We start from the raw sequence: 21,620 nt of genomic DNA, 5'->3' as shown, positions 1-21,620 counted from the left end.
TACCGATCGGTGACCTACGTCGCCGCCTCCAACTGCCGCCGGAGACAACCGGATCAACGGGACGCGGACGGTCCGATCGGAGGGTGATCACACCCACACGTACGGTGTTTTCGCTCCCTTTCCTCCCGTAACCAGGTATTTTCTGCCTTCATGCGCCCATCCGAGTGGTGTTCATCTGAACATCCACGCGGCACGGGCGTCGGTCCACCACTTCGAGGCCCTCATACACATCATGAGGAAAGTACGCAAATCGCCCAACCCGAAAGTGAGGGGCCATGGCCAGGAACAAGGTCATGCAGCTGTGGAATGCCGTTGTCACCGCCTTCCTCGCGCTGTGCACGGCGCTCGGTCTCGTCACCACGGCCGCCGCGGCGGCCGTACCCCAGGCCCAGAAGACGCGCAACAGCGACAGCGCTCCGGAGACCGAGGCGCCCGCGCCGGCGGTCTCCCTGTGGTCCTGGTCGTTGATCAGGGCACTGCCCCCCACGATGAAGCAGCGCATCCATGCCGAGGCGCACGGCAAGTCCCCCAGCTGCCGGCACCGGCCCCTCGAAGACACGGCCGCGGAGCCGGAAGCCGAAGCGGCACAGGACGGTTCCTCCGAACGCCCCGAGTCCGAACTGGTCCCCGCGCACTGCTCCCCGGACACGGCGACCACGCTTCCCGCACCCGCCTCCGCGCGCATCCCGCTCCAGCGCTGAGGCCGCGGCGCCCCCGCCGCCCTTCCTGACCCGACCCTCCTCGTGCCGTCGCTGCTTCACCGGAGTCCTGGCGAACTTGCGTACAGCACAACGGCACGACACGAGCAGAGAGAACGAAGACCCCGGTCACCCTCCGACCGGGGTCCGGGTCATGTCCGGATTCCGCGCCCGCACACGGCGGTGTGAGCCTCTGTGCGGCTCCCGTGGAACTTCCAGCACCTCGAGGCCTTCGACAGGCTCTCAGAGCGGGTCGAGACGCCTTCTCAGCAGGCAGAACACATTGCCCTCGGGGTCGGCGAGCACATGCCACGGCTCCTCGCCCGTCTGCCCCACGTCGGCCGGCCGCGCCCCGAGGGCCAGCAGACGCTCCAGCTCGGCGTCCTGGTCGCGGTCGGTGGCGTTCAGGTCGATGTGCAGCCGTGTCCTGTCCGGCTGCGGCCGCTCCTGCTTGCTGAGGACGAGCGTCGGCCGCGCCCCGCCGAACCCCTCGCGCGGACCGATCTCGATGTCCTCGCCGTCCCGGTCCAGCTCCACGAAGTCGAGCACCTCGCACCAGAACCGCGCGAGCAGCTCCGGGTCACGGCACTCGAGCACCAGTTCACTGATCCGACTCGCCATGAAGCCCCACCCTCCCATCGGAACCACGAGCCCGCGACCGTACCGCCGTGCCCTGCTCCGCGCGAGGGATGGCGCGGCTCAGCCGGCGCCGCGCAGGTCTGCGACGACACGGAAGCGCTCCAGCACGACCGGCGTCGTGTCGTGCACGGCGAAGTGTGGGTCGCCCAGCGCCGCACGCATCTCCGCGCCGCCCCAGAACCGCTCGTGTCCCGCGCGCCACTCGGCCACGCCGTCGTACCCCTCGCCCTCGTCCACCGCATGCGCGAGATCCACCCGCCCCAGCGGGACGACACTCACCCCGGTCACCTAGAGCACCGCGACCGGCCGGCCGGCCGAGTCGACGAGCACGGAACGGTCCCCCACCTCCGGCAAGGGCTCCCCCTCGCGCTCGTACTCGGCGACGAGGGTCGTCGTGGCCGTCTTGGAGCCGTCGAGGACCGCCGCGACCAGCCGGTCACGCAACGGACCGGGAAAGGCGAACTCCGCCACAGGCAGCGCCGCGACCTCCGCAGGGGGCGACGTGGGATCGGATGCCATCCGGCGACCGTAACCGGCCCACGCCGGCCGCGCATCGCAAAAACCCCCGGTCCGAGTGGACCGGGGGTTTCCGTGCTGTGGGGCTAACAGGATTTGAACCTGTGGCCTCATCCTTATCAGGGATGCGCTCTAACCAACTGAGCTATAGCCCCGCCGCGCTTTGCGGAGTGTGTCCCGCGCGCTGACTCCTGAAGATTAGCGCACGACCGGGGCAGTCCCAAAATCGGTTTCCCGCGAGGCGTCAGCGCGGCCCTGACGCACCCGGTGAGCTGGTCACTCGTCCTCGGCCAGGGTCAGCTCGACACCGCCCACGAAACCGGCCGACAGGTTGTAGATGAACGCGCCCAGGGTCGCCAGCGCCGTCGCCAGGATGACGTCGATGACGGCGATGACCGTCGTGAACATCAGGACGTTCGGCAGCGACAGGAACGACTGCAGGTCGAAGCCGTTCGAGCCCTCCGAGCCGGTCGCCTCCGAGATCGTGCCGCCGACGGTCGAGAAGACGCCCATGGCGTCCATGACCATCCACAGCACCGCGGCCGCGACGATCGTGCAGATGCCGAGCGCGATCGACAGCAGGAAGCTGACCTTCATGACCGACCACGGGTCGGCCTTCGCCACGCGCAGACGCGCCTTGCGCACGCGCGGGGTGGTGCTGGCGCCCGTGCGGGGACGGCGCACCGCTCCCGTGCGGGCGGCGGCGCCGGCCTGGGCCGGGTAGGCCTGCGGCGGGTGGTACGGGCCCGCCTGCTGCTGCGGCTGCCGTTCCCCCGGCAGCGGTGAGGCCGCCGGAGCGGCAGCACCCTGACCGGGTGCGGCCTGCGGGCCTCGGGTGTCCGTCACGGTTCCCCCCTGGGATCCCTGCCTGGTGGACGAGGAGGCGTCGGCAACCGGCGCCTTGATCGCTTTGAGATTGGTCGTGTGCGGATCTGCCGCCCGCGCGGCGGAGCCACGGCCGCCGCCGTCCGTTCCCGTACTGGTACCGGCCGGTCCGGCGCCCGTGGCTCCGCTCACGCTGACTCACTCCTCGTGCTACTCGGACGAGGGCGCCTCGCCCTGGTCCGTACCGGTGGTCGCGTCCCCGTCGGCGGACTCGTCGTCGGCCACGTCGCCGTCGACTTCCTCCGCCTCGCGTCCCGCTTCGGCGTTACGGGCGATGCCGACCACGGCATCGCGCTTGCTCAGGTTGATCAGTTGGACGCCCATGGTGTCACGGCCGGTTTCCCTGATCTCGTTGACTCGCGTGCGAATCACACCACCCGACAGCGTGATGGCGAGGATCTCGTCGTTCTCCTCGACCACCAGCGCGCCGACGAGGGACCCGCGGTCCTCGACGATCTTGGCGGCCTTGATGCCGAGGCCGCCGCGACCCTGGACGCGGTACTCGTCGACAGCGGTCCGCTTCGCGTACCCGCCGTCTGTGGCAGTGAACACGAACGTACCGGGTCGAACAACATTCATCGAGAGCAGTTCGTCGCCTTCGCGGAAACTCATGCCCTTGACGCCCGAGGTGGCACGGCCCATGGGCCGCAGCGCCTCGTCCGTCGCCGTGAACCTGATCGACTGGGCCTTCTTGCTGACCAGCAGCAGATCGTCCTCAGCCGAGACGAGTTCGGCGCCGATCAGTTCGTCGTCGGTTCCGTCCTCGCGCTCACGCAGGTTGATCGCGATGACACCGCCGGACCGCGGGGAGTCGTAGTCCTTCAGCGGGGTCTTCTTCACCAGGCCGCCCTTGGTGGCCAGGACCAGGTAGGGCATCGCGTCGTAGTCGCGGATGGCGCGGATCTGGGCGATGGTCTCGTCCGGCTGGAAGGCCAGCAGATTCGCCACGTGCTGCCCGCGCGCGTCGCGGCCCGCGTCGGGCAGCTCGTACGCCTTCACCCGGTACACGCGGCCCTTGTTGGTGAAGAACAGCAGCCAGTGGTGCGTGGTGGAGACGAAGAAGTGGTTGACGATGTCGTCTTCCTTGAGCTTCGCCCCGCGCACGCCCTTGCCGCCGCGCTTCTGCGCCCGGTAGTCGTCGGTCTTGGTGCGCTTGATGTAGCCGCCCCGGGTGACCGTGACGACGATGTCCTCCTCGGCGATCAGGTCCTCGATGGACATGTCGCCCTCGTAGGGGATCAGCTTCGTCTTGCGGTCGTCGCCGTACTTCTCGACGATCGCGGCCAGCTCCTGGCTGACGATGCCGCGCTGGCGGACCGGGGAGGCCAGGATCTCGTTGTACTCACTGATCTTCGCCTGGAGCTCGTCGTGCTCCTGGACGATCTTCTGGCGCTCCAGGGCGGCCAGCCGGCGCAGCTGCATCTCGAGGATGGCGTTGGCCTGGATCTCGTCGATCTCCAGCAGGTCCATCAGGCCGCCGCGCGCGACCTCGACGGTGTCACTGCGCCGGATCAGCGCGATGACCTCGTCGATGGCGTCCAGGGCCTTCAGCAGACCGCGCAGGATGTGCGCCCGCTCCTCGGCCTTGCGCAGCCGGAAGCGTGTACGGCGGACGACGACCTCGATCTGGTGCGTCACCCAGTGGCGGATGAACGCGTCCAGGGACAGCGTGCGCGGCACCCCGTCGACCAGGGCCAGCATGTTGGCGCCGAAGTTGGTCTGCAGCTCGGTGTGCTTGTACAGGTTGTTCAGCACGACCTTGGCGACCGCGTCCCGCTTCAGCACGATGACCAGGCGCTGGCCGGTCCGCGAGGACGTCTCGTCGCGCACGTCGGCGATGCCGCCGATCTTGCCGTCCTTCACCAGGTCGGCGATCTTCTGCGCGAGGTTGTCGGGGTTGGTCTGGTACGGCAGCTCCGTGACCACCAGGCACTGGCGGTTCTGGATCTCCTCGACCTCGACCACCGCGCGCATGGTGATCGAGCCGCGGCCCGTGCGGTACGCCTCCTCGATGCCCTTGCGGCCCACCACGAGGGCGCCGGTCGGGAAGTCGGGGCCCTTGATGCGCTCGATGAGCGCGTCCAGCAGCTCCTCGTGCGACGCCTCGGGGTTCTCCAGGTACCACTGGGCGCCGGCGGCGACCTCGCGCAGGTTGTGCGGCGGGATGTTGGTCGCCATGCCGACCGCGATACCGGCCGAGCCGTTGATCAGCAGGTTCGGGAAGCGGGCCGGCAGGACGGTCGGCTCCTGGGAGCGGCCGTCGTAGTTGTCCGTGAAGTCGACGGTCTCCTCGTCGATGTCACGGACCATCTCCATCGACAGCGGCGCCATCTTGCACTCGGTGTAGCGCATCGCCGCCGCCGGGTCGTTGCCCGGGGAGCCGAAGTTGCCGTTGGAGTCCACCAGCGGCATCCGCATCGACCACGGCTGCGCCAGACGGACCAGCGCGTCGTAGATCGAGGAGTCGCCGTGCGGGTGGTAGTTGCCCATGACGTCGCCGACGACGCGGGCGCACTTGTAGAAGCCGCGCTCGGGGCGGTAGCCGCCGTCGTACATCGCGTACAGCACACGGCGGTGGACGGGCTTGAGGCCGTCACGGACGTCGGGCAGCGCACGCGACACGATGACGGACATCGCGTAGTCGAGGTACGAGCGCTGCATCTCCGTCTCGAGCCCGACGGGCTCGACGCGCATGCCGGCCGCGTCCGGGTCCTCGAGGGGCGTGACGGGAGTGTTCTCGTCGGTCATTGCTGGTGAAGGTCCTTCCTGGTGCGGTCAGCTGAGACCGACTCAGATGTCGAGGAAGCGGACGTCCTTGGCGTTGCGCTGGATGAACGCGCGGCGGGCCTCGACGTCCTCGCCCATCAGGACGGAGAAGAGGTCGTCGGCCTGGGCGGCGTCGTCCAGGGTGACCTGGCCGAGGACCCGGTGCTCCTGGTCCATCGTGGTGATGCGCAGCTCCTCGGCGTTCATCTCGCCGAGGCCCTTGAAGCGCTGGACGGAGTCCTCACGGATGCGCTTGCCGGCGTTGCGGCCCATCTCGATCAGCGCGTCGCGCTCGCGGTCGGAGTACGCGTACTCGAAGTCGTCCTTGCCCCACTTGATCTTGTAGAGCGGGGGACGGGAGAGGAACACGTGCCCGGCCTCGACGAGCGGCCGCATGAAGCGGAACAGGAACGTCAGCAGCAGGGTGTTGATGTGCTGGCCGTCGACGTCGGCGTCCGCCATCAGGATGATCTTGTGATAGCGGAGCTTCTCGATGTCGAAGTCCTCGTGCACGCCGGTGCCGAACGCGGAGATCATCGCCTGGATCTCCTGGTTCTGCAGGATCCGGTCGATGCGCGCCTTCTCGACGTTGAGGATCTTTCCTCGGATCGGGAGGATCGCCTGGTACTCGGGGTTACGGCCGGACTTGGCCGAGCCGCCGGCGGAGTCACCCTCGACGATGAAGATCTCGCACTTGGTCGGGTCGTTCGACTGGCAGTCGGACAGCTTGCCCGGCAGCGACGCCGACTCCAGCAGGCCCTTGCGGCGCGTCAGGTCGCGCGCCTTGCGGGCCGCCACGCGCGCGGTGGCCGCCGCGATGCCCTTGCGGACGATGTCCGCGGCCTCGTTCGGGTTGCGGTCCAGCCAGTCGGCGAGGTGCTCGTAGACGACCTTCTGCACGAAGGTCTTCACCTCGGTGTTGCCCAGCTTGGTCTTGGTCTGGCCCTCGAACTGCGGCTCGCTCAGCTTGACCGAGATGATCGCGGTCAGACCCTCGCGGATGTCGTCACCGGTGAGGTTGTCGTCCTTCTCGCGGAGCAGCTTCTTGTCGCGCGCGTACTTGTTGATCAGCGAGGTCAGCGCCGCACGGAAGCCCTCCTCGTGCGTACCGCCCTCGTGGGTGTGGATGATGTTGGCGAACGAGTACACGCCCTCCGTGTAGCCGCTGTTCCACTGCATGGCGACCTCGAGCGACAGGTGCCGCTCCTTGTCCTCCGCCTCGAGGTCGATGACGGTGGGGTGAATCACCTCGCCCTTGCGGGAGTTGAGGTACTTCACGAAGTCGACGATGCCGCCCTCGTAGTGGTACGAGACGCTCTTGACCTCGTGCTTCTCGTCCTCGCCCGCCTCGTCCGCGCCGGCGGTCGCCTTCGCCGACTCACGCTCGTCGGTGAGGTTGATCCGCAGGCCCTTGTTCAGGAACGCCATCTCCTGGAAGCGCCGGGAGAGCGTCTCGAACGAGTAGTCCGTGGTCTCGAAGATGTCGGGGTCGGCCCAGAAGGTGACCGACGTGCCGGTCTCCTCCGTCGGCTCGTGCCGCTGCAGGGGCGCGGTGGGGACGCCCAGCTTGTACTCCTGCGTCCAGCGGTAGCCGTCGGTCTTCACCTCGACGGCGACGCGCGTCGACAGCGCGTTGACCACGGACACGCCCACGCCGTGCAGACCGCCGGAGACCGCGTAACCGCCGCCGCCGAACTTGCCGCCCGCGTGCAGCACGGTCAGGACGACCTCGACGGCGGGCTTGCCCTCGGAGGGGACGATGCCCACGGGGATGCCACGGCCGTTGTCGACGACGCGGACGCCGCCGTCGGCCAGGATCGTCACGTCGATGGTGTCCGCGTAACCGGCCAGCGCCTCGTCGACCGAGTTGTCGACGACCTCCTGCACCAGGTGGTGCAGGCCCCGCTCGCCCGTCGACCCGATGTACATGCCGGGTCGCTTGCGGACCGCGTCCAGGCCCTCGAGGACGGTGATGGCACTCGCGTCGTACGACGTGGCGTCTCCGGTCGGGGAGCCTGCCGCGTCGCCGGCGGCGGTGTCGGTGGACGGGATGTTCTCGTTGGGGTTGCCGGAATCGGCCACGAAGCGCCCTTTCTGGCACAGCACGAGCCGGGCTCGTCGGCAGGTTGCCGGAGCGGCTGCGGCATGTTGCGTTGGTAAGCCTTGATCAGCGTTGCTCAGCGTCTTCCCGGGCGGTCCCCACGATCGGGGCGGGATTGTCTTCCAGTCTACCGGTAGCGCTGACATCGATGGGGGTTTGCGGGCCACTGAGTCCGCATGTGCCGCCCGGAAACGGCCTCGCCCGACTCCCGATATGCGGATGGGGGCTCCAGAGGCCCCACGAGGGCACTCAGCGCTTCCGGCCGTCAACCCTTGGCTACTTAGGAGTCAGGTGGCGATTCGCAACCGCGTCCGACGGCACGACGAAGCGGGCATCCGGCCCGCGAACGCGGTGCTCGGACGCCCGGATGTGATGTCGCTCACGTATGTGTGGCGAGGCGGAAAAAGCCCCCGGATCACCCGTACGTGTCGCCCGGACCGGTGCTTCCCGGGGCGCGCAGCGGCCCGTAGCGGCGGGCCGGACCGGTCGGTCCGACGACCTTGATCAGCCGCACGGTGCCGTGCCCGAGATCGTCGTTGAGACGGGCCACCAGCGTCGGCGCCAGCAGCCGCAGATTGGTCGCCCAGGCCGTCGAGTCGCAGCGCACCACCAGCACGCGCTCGTCCTCGTCGTAGCGCTCCGGCTCGCAGTGCTTGGCGACGTCCTCGCCGACGATCTCCGGCCAGCGCCCCATCACCCCGCCGACCGCCGCCGGGGCCTCCCAGCCGCGCTCGGTCAGCAGCCGGTTGATCGCCGCGCCCAGCGCCATCGGGTCACGCCGGTCGCCGCGCGCGCCGGAGCGCAGGCCCCCGCGCCGCGCCTGCTTCTTCTGCTGCGCCGCGTCCCCACGCGCGCGTGCCGCCTCCCGGGCCGCGCGCAGCGCCACACGCGCCAGGTCGACGCCCGACGGCTCGGGGTCCTTGCCGGTGCCGCCGGCGGGCGGCTGCTGTCCGCTCACGCGCGCTCCACCGTCCCCTCGGACACCGCGAACCGCGCGCCCGCCAGCACGTGCGGCACGTCGTCGTCGACGGCGGCCGTCACCAGCACCTGCTCACCGGGGGCCACCAGCTCTGCCAGCCGCTCCCGGCGGCGCGCGTCCAGCTCGGCGAAGACGTCGTCGAGCACCAGCACCGGCTCGTTGCCCTCGGCCCGCAGCAGGTCGTACGAGGCGAGCCGCAGCGCCAGCGCGTACGACCACGACTCGCCGTGCGACGCGTAACCCTTGGCGGGCATCTGGCCCAGCTTGAGCAGCAGGTCGTCACGGTGCGGGCCGACCAGCGTGACCCCGCGCTCGATCTCCTGCTTGCGGACCTCCGCGAGCGCGGCGATCAGCTGCTCGAAGAGGTCCTCACGGGAGTGCGCCTCACCGGGCGCCGACGGCTTGTACTCCAGCGCCACCGGACCGCCGCCGGGCGCCAGCTGCTCGTACGCCTTGTCGGCCAGCGGCTGCAGCGCGGCCAGCAGGTCCAGGCGCTGCGCCAGCAGCTCGGCGCCCGCGCGGGCGAGGTGCTGGTCCCACACGTCGAGCGTGGACAGGTCCAGGGTGCGGCCGCCGTGCCGGCGGGCCAGCGCCGCCGACTTCAGCAGCGTGTTGCGCTGCTTGAGCACCCGGTCGTAGTCGGAGCGCACGCCCGCCATGCGCGGGGAGCGCGCCGTGATCAGCTCGTCCAGGAAGCGCCGGCGCTCACCCGGGTCGCCCTTGACCAGCGCGAGGTCCTCGGGCGCGAACAGCACCGTCCGTACGATGCCCAGCACGTCACGCGGCCTGACCTGCGAGGACCGGTTGATGCGGGCACGGTTGGCGCGGCCCGGGTTGAGCTCCAGCTCGACCAGCTGCTGCCGGTCGCCCTGGCGGACCTGGGCCCTCACGATCGCGCGGTCGGCTCCCATGCGCACCAGCGGCGCGTCCGAGGACACCCGGTGGCTGCCGAGGGTGGCGAGGTAGCCGACCGCCTCGACGAGGTTCGTCTTGCCCTGCCCGTTCGGACCGACGAAGGCCGTCACCCCGGGGTCGAGCGGGACCTCGACCCGGGGGTAGGAGCGGAAGTCGGCCAGCGACAGATGCATGACGTGCATGGTCGTTCCGCCGACCTCCTCCGGCGTTGTGGACCGCCGCGCGGTCCTGTGAACATCGGTCCTGTGGACGGGTTGACGTCCCTGTGGACTACTTCTTCTCGACCGCGTGGCCGCCGAACTGGTTGCGCAGCGCCGCGATCATCTTCATCTGCGGCGAGTCCTCCTGACGCGAGGCGAACCGCGCGAACAGCGAGGCGGTGATCGCCGGCAGCGGGACCGCGTTGTCGATGGCGGCCTCCACAGTCCAGCGTCCCTCACCGGAGTCCTGTGCATAACCCCGGAGCTCGTCCAGGTGCTCGTCCTCGTCGAGGGCGTTGACCGCCAGGTCGAGCAGCCAGGAGCGGATGACGGTGCCCTCCTGCCAGGAGCGGAACACCTCCCGGACGTCGGTCACCGAGTCGACCTTCTCCAGCAGCTCCCAGCCCTCGGCGTAGGCCTGCATCATGGCGTACTCGATGCCGTTGTGGACCATCTTCGCGAAGTGGCCCGCGCCGACCTTGCCCGCGTGCACCGAGCCGAAGTCGCCCTCCGGCTTGAGGGCGTCGAATATCGGCTGCACCTTGGCGACGTCCTCCTTGGAGCCGCCGTACATCAGCGCGTAGCCGTTCTCCAGGCCCCAGACGCCGCCGGAGACGCCGCAGTCGACGAAGCCGATGCCCTTGGCCGCCAGCTCCGCGGCGTGCTTCTCGTCGTCGGTCCAGCGGGAGTTGCCGCCGTCCACGACGACGTCGCCGGGCTCCAGCAGCTCGGCCAGCTCGTCGACGGTGGACTGGGTCGCCGCACCGGCCGGGACCATCACCCACACCACGCGGGGACCGCTGAGCTTGTCCACAAGCTCCTGCAGGCTGTGGACGTCGGCGAGGTCCGGGTTGCGGTCGTAACCGACGACGGTGTGGCCTGCGCGGCGCAGCCGCTCGCGCATGTTGCCGCCCATCTTGCCGAGACCGACGAGACCGAGCTCCATCAGATGTGTTCCTTAAGGTTGCGACGGGACGTGCCGGCACTTGTCGTACCGGCGTCCGAGCCTAAACCCGGACGCTCGCGCACATCTGTGGGCATACGCGCTCACACGCCCGTCCCCACCTGCGGCTTCGCCGCCGCCGTGGATCAGCCGCTGAGCCGCACCGGCATGATCAGGTACTTGTAGGCCTCGTCCGCCTCCGCGTCCATCGCCGGGCGGCCGCTGAGCAGCGCCGGCTTGGTGGACGTGGTGAACGACAGCTGGGCCACCGGGGAGTCGATGGCGCTCAGGCCGTCCAGCAGGAACGTCGGGTTGAAGGCGATGGAGATGTCGTCGCCCTCGAGCTGGGCGTCGACCCTTTCCACAGCCTGTGCGTCGTCGCTGGAACCCGCCTCCAGGATCAGCACGCCCTGCTCGAAGCTCAGCCGCACCGGGGTGTTGCGCTCGGCGACCAGGGCCACGCGCTTCACGGCCTCCACGAAGGGAGCGGTCTCGATCACGGCGACGCTGTTGAACTCCGTCGGGAACAGCGTGCGGTACTTCGGGAGGTCGCCCTCCAGCAGACGCGTGGTGGTGCGGCGGCCGGCGCCCTCGAAGCCGATCAGGCCCTCACCGGCGCCGGAGCCGGACAGCGCCAGGGTGACCTGGTCGCCGCTGGTCAGCGCCTTGGCCGTGTCCAGCAGGGTCTTCGCGGGCACCAGGGCGACCGCGGACGCCTCCGGGTTCTCCGGCTTCCACAGGAACTCGCGGACCGCGAAGCGGTAGCGGTCGGTGGAGGCCAGCGTCACCGTGTCGCCCTCGATCTCGATGCGCACACCGGTGAGGACGGGCAGGGTGTCGTCACGGCCGGCCGCGATGGCGACCTGCTGCACGGCGGAGGCGAAGACCTCGCCGGGGACCGTGCCCGTCGCGTTCGGCATCTGCGGCAGGGCCGGGTACTCCTCCACAGGCAGTGTGTGGAGTGTGAACCGCGAGGAGCCGCACACGACCGTCGCCCGCACACCGTCCGTGGAGATCTCCACAGGGCGGTTGGGCAGGGCGCGGGAGATGTCGGCGAGCAGGCGGCCGGAGACCAGGACCGTGCCCTCCTCCTCGACCTCGGCCTCGACCGACACGCGCGCGGAGACCTCGTAGTCGAAGCTGGACAGGCTCAGCTGGCCGTCGTCGGCCTTGAGCAGCAGGCCGGCGAGGACAGGCGCCGGCGGACGGGCCGGGAGGCTGCGAGCCGCCCAGGCCACTGCCTCCGCGAGTACGTCGCGTTCCACCCGGATCTTCACTGTTGCCGCCTCCTGCTGTTGCCGGCGCTTCTCGCCCTGCCTGGCTTCGTCGTCTGACTCGGTGTCGTCGGCCCCTCGGAGGGGAAGGACACCGGGGTCCAGTCTGACGCACCGCACTGACAGTAGGTGCCGGTCGGGGTCAAGTCGTGACGAGTGGCAGTCGGGGCCGGGACAGCGAGTTGTGCACAGGACCCCCTTCGAAACGAATTCCTCGCTCTCTCTAGTCGGGAGTAGTAGTAGGGCCTGTGGATACCGTGGATAACCTCGTTTGCGCAGCTCAGCGCCAGTTTTTTGTCCACGGGTCCTGTGGGCGGGGGCGGTGGACAACCGGGCCTCGCTGTGGAGAACGGAAAGTTCTGCACATCCCGTGCACAGGGGAGGCCGAGTTCTCCCCAGACGCGTCCCCAGGTTCGGGGCCCTTTCCCACAGCCCCCTCCGGCACCTCGGTGTGACGCCTTTCACTCGGGGCGGTGAGAAGGCGCGTCGCGTTGCCGAACAGTGGACAGGCATGTGGAGAAGCAGCCGATCACTGGGGACAACCGGCCGCAGCCTGTGGGAAGCCCGTGGACAACTTGATGCACAGGCTGTGGATCAAGCCGTCGTCCACAGTCTGTGGAGATCGTTCGTCCACGGATCCACAGGCAGGTGACCTGCGCAGACAGCTTCTCACCAGGGGTGGCTGTGGACGGCGTCGGGACAACTTTCCGGTCCCCAGCGTGTGGACGGGAAAAAGTCGCCGAATCTGTGGAGGAAGGCCGTAACCCGCGGCGGAAATCGAACAGCGCGCGGGGCCGGCGTCGCGGGGTGGGTGTCCGCCGGCGCTCGCCGGGGCGTCCGTCGTGGGTCGCCGGGGCGTCCGGAGCACGAGGAAGTGCGCGCCTGGGACACGAAGCAGGGCGTCCGGAGCGCGCGAAAGGCGCCCCCGGATCTCTCTCCGGGGGCGCCCTCAGGGGTGCGTGCGGGCCGTCAGCCGGCCTTGATGCGGTTGGTCAGCTCGGTGACCTGGTTGTAGATCGAGCGCCGCTCGGCCATCAGATTGCGGATCTTCCGGTCGGCGTGCATCACCGTCGTGTGGTCCCGGCCGCCGAACAGCGCGCCGATCTTCGGCAGCGACAGGTCCGTCAGCTCACGGCACAGGTACATGGCGATCTGCCGGGCGGTCACCAGCGCGCGGCCGCGCGAGGTGCCGCACAGGTCCTCGACGGTGAGCCCGAAGTAGTCGGCGGTCGCGCTCATGATGGCCGTCGAGGTGATCTCCGGGGCCGAGTCGTCGCCCCCGGGCATCAGGTCCTTGAGGACGATCTCCGTGAGCCCCAGGTCCACCGGCTGCCGGTTGAGCGACGCGAAGGCCGTCACCCGGATCAGCGCGCCCTCCAGCTCGCGGATGTTGCGCGAGATCCGGGAGGCGATGAACTCCAGCACCTCCGGCGGGGCGTTGAGCTGCTCCTGCACCGCCTTCTTGCGCAGGATCGCGATGCGGGTCTCCAGCTCCGGCGGCTGGACGTCGGTGATCAGACCCCACTCGAAACGGTTCCGCAGCCGGTCCTCCAGCGTCACCAGCTGCTTGGGCGGCCGGTCGGAGGACAGCACGATCTGCTTGTTGGCGTTGTGGAGGGTGTTGAACGTATGGAAGAACTCCTCCTGCGTCGACTCCTTGTCCGCCAGGAACTGGATGTCGTCGACGAGCAGGATGTCCATCTCGCGGTAGCGCTTGCGGAAGCTGTCGCCCTTGCCGTCGCGGATGGAGTTGATGAACTCGTTGGTGAACTCCTCGGAGCTCACGTACCGCACGCGCGTGCCCGGGTAGAGGCTCCGCGCGTAGTGCCCGATGGCGTGCAGCAGATGCGTCTTGCCGAGGCCGGACTCCCCGTAGATGAACAGGGGGTTGTACGCCTTCGCCGGCGCCTCCGCGACGGCCACCGCGGCCGCGTGCGCGAAGCGGTTGGACGCGCCGATGACGAACGTGTCGAAGAGGTACTTCGGGTTCAGCCGCGCGGTCGGCTCGCCGGGACCCGTCGCCGGGGCGGGCTGCGCCGCCAGCGGGCCGGGCGCGCCGGTCGTCGGCAGGTTCGGGCCGACCGGTCCGCCGCGGTGGACGTGCCCGGAGCCGGGCGGCGGCTCGGGCAGGTCGCGGCGGCGGTCGTCGCGCTGGTCGTAGTCGCCGCGGGACGCCTCGTAGTCGGACCGCTGGTCGTAGGACGGGCGCTCCACAGGCTGGGGACGGTAGTCCTGGGAGGACGGACCGCCGTAGGAGTCGGAGCCGTACGAGTCCTTGGTGCCGTACGGGTCCTGCGAACCGTACGCGTCCTGCTGGGAGCCGTAGGAGTCCTGGGACGGCGAGGCGTACGGGTCGCGGTCGGGGAAGCCGAGCCGCTGCTGCTGCCAGCCGTAGTCGTCCTGCGGGGGACGCGGCCAGGAGCCGGGCTCGGGGCGCTGGTACTCCGACGGGTAGGCCGGGCGCGCCGAGGGCAGCTGGTCGTCCGGCCGGCCCTGCTGCTGGTCGCCGCGGCGGCGGTCGTATCCGCCGTACGGCTCACGGTCCTGGTACGGCTCGCGGTCCTGGCGGTCGCGGTGGTCCGGACGCTCGCGGTGGTCCGGACGCTCCTGGTGCGCGGAGGGCAGCTCCGGCTCCTCGTAGCGCGGCTGCGGACGGGGAGCGGGCGCGGGCGTGGCCGGCGGCTCACCCGCGGTCTCGTCGACCGTGATCGCGATGCGGATCGGGCGGCCGCACTCGCGGCTCAGGCTCTCGCTGACGACCGGGGCCAGACGGCCCTCGAGCACGCCCTTGGCGAACTCGTTCGGCACGGCGAGCAGCGCGGTGTCGGCGACCAGGGCGAGCGGCTGGCAGCGCCGGATCCAGTGTTCGTCCTTGCTCTCGACACCTTGACCACGGCCCTCGCCGAGCAGTTGCTCCAGTACGCGTGGCCACACTGCGGCAAGATCGGCAGGTACGTCAGCCACAGGGCACGCTCTCTCACAGGTCCCTCGATCGTGTGATCCGGGGGACGGGTCGGGATGTAAATCGGGTGGTGGAGGGTCAAGGGAACGAATCGGAGTCCAGTCACGGTAGTCAGCGCGACCGGTACGGTTCAAGTTGTTGTCCCCAGGCTGTGGACAAGTGTCTCCTGGCGGCCGTCGGTTTGACCGAATGGCGCAGCCGCGCGTACCGTAACCAGGTCGAGTTGTCGATGGCTGCTGCCGCCTGCCTCCGATGGGCACAGATCGCGCAAGATGATCGGTCAGCGGTGCACTCGGGCGTAACGCGAGCTACTCGTGGGCGCACGGTGACAGCCAGGACGGCACCCCGCAAACACCGATTCTTTCTGGAGCCCCCGAGTGAGCAAGCGCACCTTCCAGCCGAACAACCGTCGTCGCGCCAAGACCCACGGCTTCCGGCTGCGTATGCGCACCCGTGCCGGCCGCGCGATTCTCGCGTCCCGCCGCAGCAAGGGTCGCGCCCGTCTGTCCGCCTGATCCCGGTCAGGTCATGACGTCGTGCTGCCCACCGACAACCGGCTGAGGCGGCGCGAGGACTTCGCGACCGCGGTACGACGAGGACGCCGGGCCGGGCGCCAGCACCTCGTCGTCCATCTTCGTAGCGGTGCAACGGACCCGCATGCGCCTGGGGAGAGCGCTCCCCCGGCGCGTGCGGGTTTCGTCGTGAGCAAGGCCGTGGGCGGAGCGGTGGTGCGCAACAAGGTGAAGCGGAGGCTTCGCCATCTGATGCGCGAGCGAATGGACCAGCTGCCCCCCGGTAGCCTGGTAGTGGTACGAGCGCTGCCCCCCGCGGGCGACGCCGACCACGCACAGCTGGCCCGAGACCTGGACGCCGCTCTGCAGCGGCTGCTGGGAGGGGGCGCGCGATGAAGTACCCGCTGCTGGCACTGATCAAGCTCTACCAGTGGACGATCAGTCCGCTGCTGGGCCCGGTGTGCAAGTACTACCCGTCGTGCTCCCACTACGGCTACACGGCCATCGACCGGCACGGTGCCGTCAAGGGAACAGCACTCACGGCCTGGCGCATCCTGCGGTGCAATCCGTGGTCGCTGGGCGGTGTGGACCATGTCCCGCCGCGCAAGCGCCCGCGGTGGCACGAAATGCTGCGTAACGCCTGGCGTGCACGCAAGGGCGGGACCTCCGCCGCCGAACCGGCCACCGAGGGACAGGCTTCTCCCACAAGTCCTACGAGTCCGTCGGGCCCGGCCGCAGAGACCCCGTCCCATGCCCAAGGAGCATGATTAGTGGACACGATTGCCAGCCTCTTCAGCTTCATCACGACACCTGTCTCCTGGGTCATCGTCCAGTTCCACAGCGTGTACGGCTCCATCTTCGGGCCTGACACAGGATGGGCCTGGGGCCTGTCCATCGTGTCCCTGGTGATTCTCATCCGCATCTGCCTGATCCCGCTCTTCGTGAAGCAGATCAAGGCGACGCGCGCCATGCAGACGCTCCAGCCGGAGATGAAGAAGATCCAGGAGCGCTACAAGAACGACAAGCAGCGCCAGTCCGAAGAGATGATGAAGCTCTACAAGGAGACGGGCACCAACCCGCTCTCCTCGTGTCTTCCCATCCTGGCGCAGTCGCCGTTCTTCTTCGCGCTGTACCACGTGCTCAACGGCATCGCGTCGAACAAGACCATCGGCGTGATCAACGACAGCCTGCTGGAGAGCGCCCAGAAGGCCCACATCTTCGGCGCCCCGCTCGCCGCGAAGTTCACGGACAGCCCCGAGAAGGTCGAGGCGCTCAACTCGTCGCTGACCGACGTGCGCGTCGTCACGGCGATCATGATCGTTCTGATGTCGCTGTCGCAGTTCTACACGCAGCGCCAGCTGATGACGAAGAACGTCGACACCACGGTGAAGACGCCGTTCATGCAGCAGCAGAAGATGCTGATGTACGTCTTCCCCGTCATCTTCGCCGTCTTCGGCATCAACTTCCCCGTCGGTGTCCTCGTCTACTGGCTGACCACCAACGTGTGGACCATGGGCCAGCAGATGTACGTCATCCACAACAACCCGACCCCGGGTTCCAAGGCCCAGGCCGCCTACCTCGAGCGCCTCTCCAAGCACGTCGCCAAGCACGGCAAGACCCGCAACCGCCGGGAGCGCGCCATCGTCAAGGCGATCGTCGCGAAGGGCCGCGACCGCAACGAGTACGAGCGCAAGTTCATCAACGGCCTCAACAAGGCGGGACTCGCCGCCCAGTCCGACGGCACCGTGATCAAGAGCGAGAGCAGTGCCGCCGCCCAGGCCGAGGGTGGTACGACGACGGCCACCGCCGCCCCCAAGCGGCAGCAGCCCAAGCGGCAGCCCAAGTCCAAGCGCCACAACCCCGGCGCGGCCAAGCCGGCGGGGGAACCCACCTCGCTGACCAAGGCCGACGACCCGCAGGACGCCAAGCCGTCCGGCGGTAACGGCAACGCCAAGCCCGCCGGCAACGGCTCCACGCGCAGCAGGGCCCAGTCCGGACAGCGCAAGGGCCCGCAGCGGCCCAAGTCCCCGTCGAAGAAGTAAGAAGGAGTCCATCCCGTGACGGAAGGCACCACTGCGGCCGCTGCCGAGGGCGCAGACACCCTGACCCGCCTCGAGCAGGAGGGCGAGATCGCGGCGGACTACCTCGAGGGTCTGCTCGACATCGCCGATCTCGACGGCGACATCGACATGGACGTCGAGGCCGACCGCGCCTCTGTCTCGATCATCAGTGACACGGGCAGCCGCGATCTGCAGAAGCTCGTGGGCCGTGACGGCGAGGTGCTGGAGGCTCTCCAGGAGCTCACGCGCCTCGCGGTCCACCGGGAGACCGGCGACCGCAGCCGTCTGATGCTCGACATCGCCGGCTACCGCGCCCGCAAGCGCACCGAGCTCGCCGACCTCGGCGCCAAGGCCGCGGCCGAGGCCCAGAGCAGCGGACAGCCCGTGCGGCTCGACCCGATGACCCCGTTCGAGCGCAAGGTCGTGCACGACGCGGTCAAGGCGGCCGGCCTGCGCAGCGAGTCCGAGGGCGAGGAGCCGCAGCGCTTCGTCGTCGTGCTTCCCGCCTGATCGGCTCCACCGTTCCACCGGCCCCGTCTGTTGCGCAGGCGGGGCCGCTCTTTGTCAGCCTGGTAGTTCTGGTTCTGGTGTCGGCGCCCCGCGCCGGCACGGTACGGAAGGACGGTCCCCCGTGACGGAGGCAGCGGAGCTTCCCCCCGCGCCCGAGCAGGCCCGTGAGGTGTTCGGTGAACGCTTCGCGGACGCGGTCCGGTACGCCGAGCTGCTCGCCGAGGCGGGCGTGCAGCGCGGTCTGATCGGACCGCGCGAGGTGCCCCGCCTGTGGGAGCGGCATCTGCTGAACTGCGCGGTGCTCTCGGAGGTCGTGCCCGAGGGCGTCACCGTGTGCGACGTCGGCTCGGGGGCCGGTCTGCCGGGCATCCCGCTGGCGTTGGTCCGGGAGGACCTGAAGATCACCCTGCTGGAGCCGCTGCTCCGCCGTACCAACTTCCTGACCGAGGTCGTGGAGCTGCTCGGCCTGGATCACGTGACCGTGGTACGGGGACGCGCCGAGGAGGTCATGGGCAAGCTGCCTCCCGTGCATGTGGTGACCGCCCGCGCCGTGGCGCCGCTCGACCGTCTGGCCACCTGGGGCATCCCCCTGCTGCGGCCGTACGGGGAGATGCTCGCGCTCAAGGGCGACACCGCGGAGGAGGAGCTGAAGAGCGCCGCCACCGCACTGACCAAGCTCGGCGCCGTGACCACGTCGATCGTGCACGTGGGCGAGGGCGTCGTGGATCCCATGTCCACGGTGGTGCGGGTCGAGGTCGGGGAGAGCCCCGGCGGTGTGCGCTTCGCCGCCAAGCGCGCCAAGGCCGCCCGCACCGGACGGGCCCGGCGCCGACGCGGATAGCCGTATCTCCCTCGCCGTGGAGAGCGAGGGGTCCCGTATGACGACGACACATGTGGGGACGACGCGCCCGGTCCTCGGGACCGGGCGTACGTACTCCACACAAGCTGCCTCACCCACACATGCCGGAGTGTCGCGGCAGCGCCGCCTCCGCCGCTGTGCATCGTGTTTCACGTGAAACGTCGCTCACTGCTGCACGGCATCATCAGTCGGGGCCGCGCTGCGGCCGAACCTCGTGAACGGAAGCCCCTGGGCTCCCTCGGCGAGAACTCTGCTCCACGCGAGTCGCCTCCCCCCTCACGGGGCACGGAGATGTCCACAGAGGTGGATTTCTCCACAGAACGTCAGGCCTCACTGGTTCGCGACCCCGAAGGCATGGGAGGCTCTGTTCATTGCGAGCCTGAAGTCGAGGAGAGTGAATCCTTGCGGTCCGACGCCAACATCGCGGGACCGATGACCGATCCGGTCCCCGGTCCCCGTACCGAATCGATGGGGGCGGATGTTTCACGTGAAACACCGCCTCCGATGGACGACACTCCCATCGGTCGCGCTGCCCAACTGGCGGTGGAGGCTCTGGGCCGTGCCGGTGAGGGGCTGCCGCGACCCGAGCAGACCCGCGTCATCGTGGTCGCCAACCAGAAGGGCGGTGTCGGGAAGACGACGACCACCGTCAACTTGGCCGCCTCGCTCGCTCTGCACGGCGCCCGCGTCCTGGTGATCGACCTCGACCCGCAGGGCAATGCGTCCACCGCCCTGGGGATCGACCACCACGCCGAGGTGCCCTCCATCTACGACGTACTGGTGGAGAGCAAGCCTCTGGCCGAGGTCGTCCAGCCCGTCCCCGATGTCGAGGGCCTCTTCTGTGCCCCCGCCACCATCGATCTCGCCGGTGCGGAGATCGAGCTGGTGTCGCTGGTGGCGCGGGAGAGCCGGCTGCAGCGGGCCATCCAGGCCTACGAGCAGCCGCTGGACTACATCCTCATCGACTGTCCGCCGTCGCTCGGCCTCCTCACGGTCAATGCGCTCGTGGCCGGCCAGGAGGTGCTCATCCCGATCCAGTGCGAGTACTACGCACTGGAGGGCCTCGGGCAGCTGCTGCGGAACGTCGACTTGGTGCGGGGCCATCTCAACCCGGCCCTGCATGTCTCGACGATCCTGCTCACCATGTACGACGGCCGGACCCGGCTCGCCTCCCAGGTTGCCGAGGAGGTGCGCACCCACTTCGGCGACGAGGTTCTGCGCACCAGCATTCCCCGCTCCGTCCGTATCTCCGAGGCACCGAGCTACGGACAGACGGTGCTGACTTACGATCCTGGATCGAGCGGTGCTCTCTCGTACTTCGAGGCGGCACGCGAGATCGCGCTGAGGGGCGTCGGCGTCCGGTACGACGCGTCGCAGGCACACATCGGCGCACAGCAGACTGATCCGAACATGGTGGAGGGCGTGCAGTGAGTGAGCGACGGAGGGGGCTGGGTCGTGGGCTCGGAGCACTGATCCCCGCTGCCCCGACAGAGAAGACGGTGCCGCCGGCCGCACTGGGCGGGACGGCCTCCCCGTCGCCCGCAGCGGTCCCGGTGCTGCCGAACGAGCGCGGAGTGGCAGCCGCGAAGGTCGCCACCCTGGCCTCTGTTTCACGTGAAACAGAAGACACCGCGACGGCGAACCCCTCGGTGCCGGCCGCGCCGATGGGCGCTCACTTCGCCGAGATCCCGCTCGACTCCATCACGCCGAACCCGCGGCAGCCCCGTGAGGTCTTCGACGAGGACGCCCTGGCCGAGCTGATCACCTCCATCAAGGAGGTCGGTCTGCTCCAGCCCGTCGTCGTACGACAGGTGGGCGGCGGCCGCTACGAGCTCATCATGGGTGAGCGCCGGTGGCGCGCCTGCCGCGAGGCCGGTCTGGAGGCCATCCCGGCGATCGTGCGCGCCACGGACGACGAGAAGCTCCTCCTGGACGCGCTGCTGGAGAACCTGCACCGCGCGCAGCTGAACCCGCTGGAAGAGGCCGCCGCCTACGACCAGCTGCTCAAGGACTTCAACTGCACGCACGACCAGCTGGCCGACCGCATCGGCCGGTCCCGGCCGCAGGTGTCCAACACCCTCCGTCTGCTGAAGCTGTCCCCGACCGTGCAGCGTCGTGTGGCCGCCGGAGTCCTGTCCGCCGGACACGCCCGTGCGCTGCTCTCCGTCGAGGACTCCGAGGAACAGGACCGGCTGGCCCACCGCATCGTGGCCGAGGGCCTCTCCGTGCGGGCCGTGGAAGAGATCGTGACCCTGATGGGCTCGCGGCCGCAGAAGGCTCAGCGCTCCAAGGGGCCGCGCGCGGGCGCCCGGGTCTCCCCGGCCCTGTCCGAACTGGCGACGCGACTCTCCGACCGCTTCGAGACGCGGGTGAAGGTCGACCTCGGCCAGAAGAAGGGCAAGATCACCGTCGAGTTCGCCTCGATGGAGGACCTGGAGCGCATCCTCGGCACCCTCGCCCCGGGAGAGGGCCCAGTGCTCCAGAACAGCCTCGTGGACGAGGACGACACCGAGGAGACCGACTCCTGAGAAGTCGGCTCCGCTTGGTCTGACAGTCGCCAGGGCGGACCGTGTCCGGTACCTACCGGAACACGGTCCGCCCTTTGCCTTGTGCCGGTATCGAGGGAATCGCTTCGTGGATACGATGCGTTCGTATATGGCGCATCCACCCGGCAACACCTCTGAGAGCTAGGCAGGGGCCATGCGAATGACGAGCCGCACCGGATTGATGAGCGCAGGGCTGGGGGTGGGCGTCGTCAGCGGCTTCATCGGCAGCCTGCTCAGAGAACGGAGTGCTCTGAC

The 21,620-nt window shown here is 69.3% G+C and carries 18 protein-coding genes, 1 tRNA gene and 1 pseudogene; 9 read left to right on the top strand and 11 right to left on the bottom strand.

Features of this window, described 5'->3' with window-relative positions:
- Positions 1-275 precede the first annotated feature (275 nt).
- Positions 276-701 (top strand): DUF6344 domain-containing protein, encoded by a 426-nt coding sequence (locus AY578_RS16400; RefSeq protein ID WP_136238696.1) that lies wholly within the window; start codon positions 276-278, stop codon positions 699-701.
- Positions 702-941: 240 nt separating this feature from the next.
- Here AY578_RS16400 and AY578_RS16395 read toward each other — a convergent pair whose 3' ends face one another.
- From AY578_RS16395 to dnaA, 11 genes and pseudogenes are all read right to left on the bottom strand, one after another.
- Positions 942-1,319, bottom strand: coding sequence for a VOC family protein (locus AY578_RS16395; protein WP_028960847.1), 378 nt, complete (start codon positions 1,317-1,319; stop codon positions 942-944).
- A gap of 78 nt (positions 1,320-1,397) precedes the next feature.
- Positions 1,398-1,856: pseudogene (locus AY578_RS16390) on the bottom strand (ASCH domain-containing protein).
- 78 nt (positions 1,857-1,934) lie between these two features.
- Positions 1,935-2,008, bottom strand: a tRNA-Ile gene (locus AY578_RS16385).
- A 121-nt stretch (positions 2,009-2,129) separates the two neighbouring features.
- Positions 2,130-2,870: a DUF3566 domain-containing protein gene (locus AY578_RS16380; RefSeq protein ID WP_078504692.1), complete on the bottom strand. Its 741-nt coding sequence runs from the start codon at positions 2,868-2,870 to the stop codon at positions 2,130-2,132.
- Between the two features lie 18 nt (positions 2,871-2,888).
- On the bottom strand, positions 2,889-5,486 hold the full coding sequence (gene gyrA, locus AY578_RS16375; RefSeq protein ID WP_019527443.1) for a DNA gyrase subunit A: 2,598 nt from the start codon (positions 5,484-5,486) through the stop codon (positions 2,889-2,891).
- A 42-nt stretch (positions 5,487-5,528) separates the two neighbouring features.
- Positions 5,529-7,586: a DNA topoisomerase (ATP-hydrolyzing) subunit B gene (gene gyrB / locus AY578_RS16370; protein WP_189897067.1), complete on the bottom strand. Its 2,058-nt coding sequence runs from the start codon at positions 7,584-7,586 to the stop codon at positions 5,529-5,531.
- A gap of 434 nt (positions 7,587-8,020) precedes the next feature.
- Entirely contained in the window at positions 8,021-8,563 is a 543-nt protein-coding gene (locus tag AY578_RS16365) for a DciA family protein (protein ID WP_019527445.1), read from the bottom strand.
- Positions 8,560-9,681: a DNA replication/repair protein RecF gene (gene recF / locus AY578_RS16360; protein WP_028960850.1), complete on the bottom strand. Its 1,122-nt coding sequence runs from the start codon at positions 9,679-9,681 to the stop codon at positions 8,560-8,562. Before recF ends, AY578_RS16365 begins: the two co-directional genes overlap by 4 nt.
- Before the next feature lie 88 nt (positions 9,682-9,769).
- On the bottom strand, positions 9,770-10,645 hold the full coding sequence (gene gnd / locus AY578_RS16355) for a phosphogluconate dehydrogenase (NAD(+)-dependent, decarboxylating) (protein ID WP_028960851.1): 876 nt from the start codon (positions 10,643-10,645) through the stop codon (positions 9,770-9,772).
- Between the two features lie 143 nt (positions 10,646-10,788).
- Positions 10,789-11,919 (bottom strand): DNA polymerase III subunit beta, encoded by a 1,131-nt coding sequence (gene dnaN, locus AY578_RS16350; protein ID WP_028960852.1) that lies wholly within the window; start codon positions 11,917-11,919, stop codon positions 10,789-10,791.
- A 966-nt stretch (positions 11,920-12,885) separates the two neighbouring features.
- The gene (dnaA, locus tag AY578_RS16345) at positions 12,886-14,880 is read right to left on the bottom strand and encodes a chromosomal replication initiator protein DnaA (protein WP_078611476.1); all 1,995 of its coding nucleotides are present in this window, start codon (positions 14,878-14,880) and stop codon (positions 12,886-12,888) included.
- A gap of 375 nt (positions 14,881-15,255) precedes the next feature.
- On the opposite strand from dnaA, the gene rpmH reads away from it, so the two are divergent.
- From rpmH to AY578_RS16305, 8 genes are all read left to right on the top strand, one after another.
- Positions 15,256-15,393, top strand: coding sequence for a 50S ribosomal protein L34 (rpmH, locus tag AY578_RS16340; RefSeq protein WP_003956500.1), 138 nt, complete (start codon positions 15,256-15,258; stop codon positions 15,391-15,393).
- A 21-nt stretch (positions 15,394-15,414) separates the two neighbouring features.
- Entirely contained in the window at positions 15,415-15,786 is a 372-nt protein-coding gene (gene rnpA, locus AY578_RS16335) for a ribonuclease P protein component (RefSeq protein ID WP_078611477.1), read from the top strand.
- Positions 15,783-16,157, top strand: coding sequence for a membrane protein insertion efficiency factor YidD (gene yidD / locus AY578_RS16330; protein WP_078504598.1), 375 nt, complete (start codon positions 15,783-15,785; stop codon positions 16,155-16,157). The genes rnpA and yidD overlap by 4 nt, the downstream gene beginning before the upstream one ends.
- 3 nt (positions 16,158-16,160) lie before the next feature.
- On the top strand, positions 16,161-17,432 hold the full coding sequence (gene yidC / locus AY578_RS16325; protein WP_019525381.1) for a membrane protein insertase YidC: 1,272 nt from the start codon (positions 16,161-16,163) through the stop codon (positions 17,430-17,432).
- Positions 17,433-17,447: 15 nt separating this feature from the next.
- Positions 17,448-17,960 carry a Jag family protein gene (locus AY578_RS16320; RefSeq protein ID WP_019525380.1) on the top strand — a complete coding sequence of 171 codons (513 nt, stop codon included), beginning with the start codon at positions 17,448-17,450 and terminating at the stop codon, positions 17,958-17,960.
- 121 nt (positions 17,961-18,081) lie between these two features.
- Entirely contained in the window at positions 18,082-18,801 is a 720-nt protein-coding gene (gene rsmG, locus AY578_RS16315) for a 16S rRNA (guanine(527)-N(7))-methyltransferase RsmG (protein WP_019525379.1), read from the top strand.
- Positions 18,802-19,173: 372 nt separating this feature from the next.
- On the top strand, positions 19,174-20,250 hold the full coding sequence (locus AY578_RS16310) for a ParA family protein (RefSeq protein WP_078504601.1): 1,077 nt from the start codon (positions 19,174-19,176) through the stop codon (positions 20,248-20,250).
- Complete coding sequence (locus AY578_RS16305; protein ID WP_026243905.1) at positions 20,247-21,347, top strand: ParB/RepB/Spo0J family partition protein; 1,101 nt, start codon at positions 20,247-20,249, stop codon at positions 21,345-21,347. Before AY578_RS16310 ends, AY578_RS16305 begins: the two co-directional genes overlap by 4 nt.
- The last annotated feature ends 273 nt before the right edge of the window (positions 21,348-21,620 follow it).

Origin of the sequence: Streptomyces thermocarboxydus, assembly GCF_024760485.1 — a bacterium.
In the GTDB taxonomy this organism is placed as follows: Bacteria; Actinomycetota; Actinomycetes; order Streptomycetales; family Streptomycetaceae; genus Streptomyces; species Streptomyces cellulosae.
The sequence above is the reverse complement of the archived record's forward strand: the minus strand, read 5'-3'. Positions and strand labels throughout refer to the sequence as shown.